Here is a 6,628-nt window from a genome sequence, read left to right as displayed (position 1 = left end):
CGGTCCGGGCGCCGACGCAGTAGGCGGGGAGCGCGCCGTAGCCCGCCGCCGCGAGGGCCGGGACCGCGTTGGCGCTCGTCAGGACCAGGCCGTGGAAGGCCCCCTCGGGCGGCGGCGCGCCGCTCGGGGCGAGGTCGAGGACGGGGGCGAGGAGCGGCGCGTGGCCGAGGGCGGCGAGGCGCCCGGCGGTCCGCGCCCCGGCCGGGAGCGGCCGCGCGACCCAGACCCGCAGGGGAGCGTCTCCCCCCGGCCCGCCCGCCGCCTGCGCCTCGCCGATGCCGGTCACGCCGCCTCCCCCTTCCCCGGCCCCGCGCCGCCGGGTTATCTGGAGGCCACCATACCGGCCGCGGACCTGCGCGCCATCCCCCTCCCGGGGGGCCCCTCGCGAGAGTGACCGCCAACGCCATGCACGTCCTGGGCATCGAGACCACCTGCGACGAGACCGCCGCCGCCATCGTGACGGCGGCGGAGGACGGGCGCGGGATCATCCGGGCGAACGAGGTCCTGAGCCAGATCGCCGAGCACGCCGCCTACGGGGGCGTGGTGCCGGAGATCGCCGCCCGCGCCCACGTCGAGGTGCTCGACCGCCTGATCGCGCGCGCCCTCGACCAGGCCTCCCTGGACTTCGGCGACCTCGACGGCATCGCGGTCGCGGCGGGCCCGGGCCTGATCGGCGGGGTGCTGGTCGGCCTCGTCACGGCCAAGACCCTGGCCCTCGTCACCCGCAAGCCCCTCCTCGCCGTCAACCACCTGGAGGCCCACGCCCTGACGGCCCGGATGACCGACGGCGTCGGCTTCCCGTACCTGCTGCTGCTGGCCTCCGGCGGCCACACCCAGCTCGTCGCCGTGAAGGCCGTCGGCGACTACGTCCGCCTCGGCACCACCATCGACGACGCCATCGGGGAGGCCTTCGACAAGGTGGCCAAGCTCCTGGGCCTCGCCTATCCGGGCGGGCCCGAGGTCGAGCACGCCGCCGAGAGCGGCAACCCCGAGCGCTTCGCCCTGCCGCGCCCGATGCTCGGCCGGCGCGAGCCGAACTTCTCCCTCTCCGGCCTCAAGACGGCCCTGCGCATCGAGGCCGAGCGCATCGCCCCCCTGACGGGCCAGGACGTCGCCGACCTATGCGCGGGCTTCCAGGCGGCGGTGGTCGACGTGGTGGTCGACCGGGTGCGGGTGGCCCTGCGGGCCTTCGGGGACGTCGCCGGCCACCCGACCGCCCTCGTGGCGGCGGGGGGCGTCGCGGCGAACGGGGCGCTGCGGCGGGCGCTCGCCCAGCAGGCCGGCGAGGCGGGGCTGCCCCTCGTGGCGCCGCCGCTGCCGCTCTGCGGGGACAACGGCGCCATGATCGCCTGGGCCGGGATCGAGCGCCTGCGCCTCGGCCTCGTCGACGATCTCACCGCCCCGGCCCGGCCGCGCTGGCCCTTCGCGCTGGCCCCGGCCGGCGCCGGATGAGCCCCGCCCGGCGGGCCGAGGCCGACGCCCAGCAGCGGCGCTGGCGGGCCCTGGTGGACGACCGGCTCCCGGCGGCCGCGGCCCGGAACCCGGGCTGGCCGGTCTCGCGCAACCACTGCTTCGCCCGCATCCTGCTCGACAATGCCTGCGGGGGACCCTGGCGCGAGAGCGTCGCCCCGCCGGCCTGGGCCAACATGCCGCCCGAGCGCCTCGCCGCCGCGCTGAGCCTCGGCGAGGCGGTGCTGGCCGGGCGGGCGGACCTGCGAGCCATGAACGACCGCTCGCTCCTGTGGCGCCGCAAGGCCCCGGTCCCACCCCCGCCCGCGGCGCTCGCGGGCGACGGCTTCACCCTGCGCCGCTGGCGCCGCGCCGACGACGCGCCCTTCGCGGCGCTGTGCGCCGACCCCGCGGTGATGCGCTACTTCCCGGCCGTGAAGACCCGGCCCGAGAGCCTGGCCGAGGCCCGCGCCCTCGACCGCCGCTTCGAGCGGGACGGCTTCGGGCCCTGGGCCGTCGAGGCGCCCGAGGGCTTCGTCGGCTTCGTCGGCTGCTGGCGCCCGGCCCGCCCGCTGCCCTTCACGGCGGCCGGGGGGCCGGTGGTGGAGATCGGCTGGCGCCTCGCCGCGGCCGCCTGGGGCCGCGGCCTCGCGGTGCGGGGCGCCCGCCTCGCGCTCGCGGACGCGTTCGGCCGCTGCGGCCTCGCCGAGGTGGTGGCCTACACCGCGCTGCTCAACCAGCCCTCGCGCCGGGTGATGGAGCGCCTCGGGATGCGCGAGGCGGGCGTGTTCCCGCACCCGGCGCTGGGGGAGGGCGACCCGCTGCGCCCCCACGTGCTCTACCGCATCGCCGCGGCCGACCTCGCCGGGGAGGCCGGAGCGTGAGCGCGGTGGGCCCGCTCGCGGTGATCGGCGGGGGCGCCTGGGGCACGGCGCTCGCCAACGCGGCCGGCGCCGCGGCCCCGCGCCCGGTCGTGCTCTGGATGCGCGACCCCGAGGCCGCGGCCGACATGGCGCGCACCCGCGAGAACGCCCGTCACCTCCCGGGCGTGCCGCTGCATCCGGGCATCCGGCCCACCGCCGAGGCGGCGCTGCTCGGGGCGGCGGAGGCGGTGCTCGTCGTGACCCCGGCCCAGACCCTGCGCGGCGTCCTCGCGGCCCTGCGCCCGCACCTGCGCCCCGGGGCGCCGCTGGTGCTCTGCGCCAAGGGCATCGAGCGGGGCACCGACGCCTTCCTGACCGACGTCGCCGCGCAGGCCGCGCCCGGCGCGCCGGTCGCGGTCCTGTCGGGCCCGAGCTTCGCGGCCGACGTCGCCCGCGGCCTGCCCACCGCCGTCACCCTCGCGTGCGTCCAGGGCGCCCTCGCGGCGGACCTCGCCGCCGCCCTGTCGGGCCCGAGCTTCCGGGTCTACCACGGCACCGACCCCCGGGGCGTCGAGATCGGCGGCGCGGCCAAGAACGTGCTCGCCATCGCGTGCGGGGCCGCCATCGGCCGGGGCCTCGGCGAGAGCGCCCGCGCGGCCCTGGTCGCCCGCAGCTTCGCCGAACTGATGCGCTTCGCCCGCGCCTGCGGGGCGCGGGCCGAGACCCTGATGGGCCTGTCGGGCCTCGGCGACCTCGTGCTCACGGCCGCCTCGGCCCAGTCGCGCAACTTCGCCTTCGGCGAGCGCCTCGGGCGCGGGGCGAGCCCCGGGGAGGCGGCCGGCGGCCGGCTCGCCGAGGGGGCCCTGACGGCGCCCGCCCTCGTCGGCCTGGCGCAGCGGCGCGGGGTCGAGATGCCGGTGGCCGAGGCGGTCGCCGGGCTGGTGTCCGGGCGCCTGCGCCTCGACGACGCCATCGCGGGCCTGCTCAGCCGGCCCCTGCGCGCCGAGGACGAGGGCTGAGGCGGGAGGTCAGAACAGCCCCTCGATCCGCCCGTCCGCGTCGAGGTGGATGCCCTCGGCGGCCGGCACCTTCGGCAGGCCCGGCATGGTCATGATCTCCCCGCAGATCGCCACCACGAAGCCGGCGCCGGCGGAGAGGCGCACGTCCCGCACCGCCACGACGTGCCCGCTCGGGGCCCCGATCAGGCTCGGATCGGTCGAGAACGAGTACTGGGTCTTGGCCATGCAGACCGGCAGGTGCCTGTGGCCGTTCGCCTCGAACTGCGCGAGCTTGGCGGCGGCCTTCGACTCCACCTGGATGTCCGCCGCCCCGTAGAGCGTCCGCGCGATCGTGCGGATCTTGTCGGCGAGGGGCGCCTCCTCCGGGTAGGCGAAGCGCGGCGTCCGGCGCGGCGTGCCGTCGGCGAGGGCCGCCACGGCGCGGGCCAGCGCCTCGGCCCCGGCGGCGCCCTCGGCCCAGTGGCGGCAGGTGATCGCCTCGACGTCGAGGCGGTCGGCGCACAGGGCCTTCAGGGCGGCGTGCTCGGCCTCGGTGTCGGCGTGGAAGTGGTTGACCGCCACCACCACCGGCGCGCCGAAGCGGCGCACGTTCTCGACGTGGCGGGCGAGGTTCGCGAACCCCGCCTCGAGGGCGGCGACGTTCTCGGTGCCGAGCGCCTTCTTCTCGACGCCCCCGTGCATCTTGAGCGCCCGGACCGTCGCGACGATCACCACCGCCGAGGGGCTGAGCCCCGCCTGCCGGCACTTGATGTCGAAGAACTTCTCGGCCCCGAGATCGGCCCCGAAGCCAGCCTCCGTCACCGCGTAGTCGCCCAGGCGCAGGCCGGCCCGCGTGGCGATCACCGAGTTGCAGCCGTGCGCGATGTTGGCGAAGGGGCCGCCGTGGATCAGCGCCGGGCTGCCCTCGAGGGTCTGGACCAGATTGGGCTGGAGCGCGTCCTTGAGCAGCACCGTCATGGCGCCCGTCGCCTTGAGGTCGGCCAGGGTGACGGGCGCGCGGGCGCGGGTCTCCGCCACCACGATGCGGCCGAGGCGCTCCTCGAGGTCCGCGAGGTCGCGGGCGAGGCAGAACACCGCCATCACCTCGGAGGCCACCGTGATGTCGAAGCCGTCCTCCCGGGGATAGCCGTTGGCGACCCCGCCCAGGCTCTGGGTGATGCCGCGCAGGGCCCGGTCGTTCATGTCGACCACGCGGCGCCAGGCGATCCGGCGCGAGTCGATGTCGAGGGCGTTGCCCCAGTAGAGGTGGTTGTCGATCAGCGCCGCCGCGAGGCTGTGGGCCGCCGTGATGGCGTGGAAGTCGCCCGTGAAGTGGAGGTTGATCGCCTCCATGGGCACGACCTGGGCCCGACCGCCCCCGGCCGCCCCGCCCTTCATGCCGAAGCACGGCCCCAGCGAGGGCTCGCGCAGGCAGATCACGGTCCGGCGGCCGATGCGGTTGAGGGCGTCGCCGAGGCCGACCGTCGTGGTGGTCTTGCCCTCGCCCGCCGGGGTCGGGCTGATCGCCGTCACGAGGACGAGCCTGCCCTCGGGCCGGGCCTCCAGGGCGCGGATATGGGCGTGGTCGATCTTGGCGATGTGGCGCCCGTAGGAGTGGAGGGCGTCCTCCGGGATGCCGATCCGCTCGGCAATCGCGGTGATCGGCTGCAGGGTGGCCGCGCGGGCGATCTCGATGTCGGTCGGCATGGAACCCGATCGTGTCGTGACGTGGGGGCGACGGGGACGCGGCGTGCGTCCGCGCTCATCCTAGGCGCAAGCCGCGGAATTCGAACAGACTAAATCGGTTGAGCCGGCGGCTCAGAAAAATTGAACGCCGCGGGCGTCCGCGCCGCCGGGCGCGGGCGGTCGGGCGACCGCCCGGATCACGCGGTCAGGCGACCGCCCGGATCACCCGGCCGAGCTTGTCCACGAGTTCGCCGATCTGGTCCTCGCTGATGATCAGGGGCGGCGTGACCGCCAGGGTCTCGCCGGTGATGCGGATCATCAGCCCGTGCTCCTGGAAGGCCCGGTCCATCGCCTCGAAGGCGCGGGCGCCCGCCGCGTCCGGCCGGGAGGCGAGGTCGATCGCCCCGACGAGGCCGAGGGTGCGGATGTCGAGCACGTTCGGCAGCCCGCGCAGGGACATCATCGCCGCGCCGAAGGCCGGCTCGAGCCGGCGGGTGCGGGCGAACAGGTCCTCGTCGCGGTAGAGGTCGAGGGTGGCGAGCGCCGCCGCGCAGGCCAGCGGGTGCCCCGAATAGGTGTAGCCGTGGAACAGCTCGATCGTCTGCTCCGGGCCCTTCATGAAGGCGTCGTGGATGCGGCTCGACACCAGGATGCCGCCCATCGGCACCGTGCCCGAGTTCACCGCCTTGGCGAAGGTGATGATGTCCGGGGTGACGCCGTAGCGCTCGGCCGCGAAGGCGTGGCCGAGGCGGCCGAACCCCGAGATGACCTCGTCGAAGATCAGCAGGATGCCGTGGCGGTCGCAGATCTGGCGCAGGCGCTGGAGGTAGCCCTTCGGCGGCGGCAGCACTCCGGTCGAGCCCGCCATGGGCTCCACGATCACGGCCGCGACCGTCGAGGCGTCGTGCAGGGTGACGATGCGCTCGAGGTCGTCGGCGAGGTGGGCACCCCACTCGGGCTCGCCGGTCGAGAAGGCCTGGTGCTCGCGCGAGTAGGTGTGGGGCAGGTGGTCGACGCCGGCGAGCAGGGTGCCGAAATGCTTGCGGTTGGTGACGATGCCGCCGACCGAGATGCCCCCGAAGCCGACGCCGTGGTAGCCGCGCTCGCGCCCGATCAGCCGGGTGCGGCTGCCCTGGCCGCTGACGTTCCAGTAGGCCAGGGCGACCTTGAGGGCGGTGTCCACCGCCTCCGAGCCGGAGTTGCAGAAGAAGACGTGGTCGAGGTCGCCCGGCGCCATCGCGGCGAGGCGCGACGCCAGCGCGAAGCCGCCGGCATGGCCGAACTGGAAGGCCGGCGAGTAGTCGAGCTCCGCCGCCTGGGCCTGGATCGCCGACACGATGGCGTCGCGGTTGTGCCCGGCGTTGCAGCACCACAGGCCGGCGACGCCGTCGAGCACCGCCCGGCCGTCCGGCGTGTAGTAGTGCATGTCCTTGGCGCGCGCGACCATGCGGGGCCGGCGCTTGAAGGAGCGGTTGGCCGTGAAGGGCAGCCACCAAGCCTCGAGGTCGTTCGGGGCCAGCACGTCGTTGGCCGCCCGCAGGCTCGCCGCCGGGCTCGTCGACATCATGGTCTCCTGATTGTGGACGCCCCCGACGTTAGCAGGCGCGCCGCGGCGACGCAAAAACCGGTCCG

The 6,628-nt window shown here is 75.9% G+C and carries 5 protein-coding genes and 1 pseudogene; 3 read left to right on the top strand and 3 right to left on the bottom strand.

All coding sequences use genetic code 11. The annotated features are described in order from the left end of the window. Positions 1-286 (bottom strand): annotated as a pseudogene (locus DT057_RS23370) (uroporphyrinogen-III synthase); the annotation flags it as partial. Between the two features lie 119 nt (positions 287-405). Between DT057_RS23370 and tsaD the strand changes: the two are divergent. Genes tsaD through DT057_RS23355 form a run of 3 tightly spaced genes read left to right on the top strand, consistent with a single transcriptional unit; the run spans position 406 to position 3,331 of the window. Beyond that, positions 406-1,452 carry a tRNA (adenosine(37)-N6)-threonylcarbamoyltransferase complex transferase subunit TsaD gene (tsaD, locus tag DT057_RS23365; RefSeq protein WP_128564505.1) on the top strand — a complete coding sequence of 349 codons (1,047 nt, stop codon included), beginning with the start codon at positions 406-408 and terminating at the stop codon, positions 1,450-1,452. Further along, entirely contained in the window at positions 1,449-2,333 is an 885-nt protein-coding gene (locus DT057_RS23360) for a GNAT family N-acetyltransferase (RefSeq protein ID WP_128564500.1), read from the top strand. The genes tsaD and DT057_RS23360 overlap by 4 nt, the downstream gene beginning before the upstream one ends. Beyond that, complete coding sequence (locus DT057_RS23355; RefSeq protein WP_128564499.1) at positions 2,330-3,331, top strand: NAD(P)H-dependent glycerol-3-phosphate dehydrogenase; 1,002 nt, start codon at positions 2,330-2,332, stop codon at positions 3,329-3,331. The genes DT057_RS23360 and DT057_RS23355 overlap by 4 nt, the downstream gene beginning before the upstream one ends. Before the next feature lie 9 nt (positions 3,332-3,340). On the opposite strand, the gene DT057_RS23350 is transcribed toward DT057_RS23355, so the two are convergent. Beyond that, entirely contained in the window at positions 3,341-5,017 is a 1,677-nt protein-coding gene (locus DT057_RS23350) for a formate--tetrahydrofolate ligase (RefSeq protein ID WP_128564498.1), read from the bottom strand. 184 nt (positions 5,018-5,201) lie between these two features. Then, positions 5,202-6,560: an omega-aminotransferase AptA gene (aptA, locus tag DT057_RS23345; RefSeq protein WP_128564497.1), complete on the bottom strand. Its 1,359-nt coding sequence runs from the start codon at positions 6,558-6,560 to the stop codon at positions 5,202-5,204. Between the last annotated feature and the right edge of the window lie 68 nt (positions 6,561-6,628).

Source organism: Methylobacterium crusticola (genome assembly GCF_003574465.1).
GTDB classification, from domain to species: Bacteria; Pseudomonadota; Alphaproteobacteria; order Rhizobiales; family Beijerinckiaceae; genus Methylobacterium; species Methylobacterium crusticola.
Note: the sequence above shows the minus strand (reverse complement) of the source record. Positions and strands in the feature narration are given on the sequence as shown.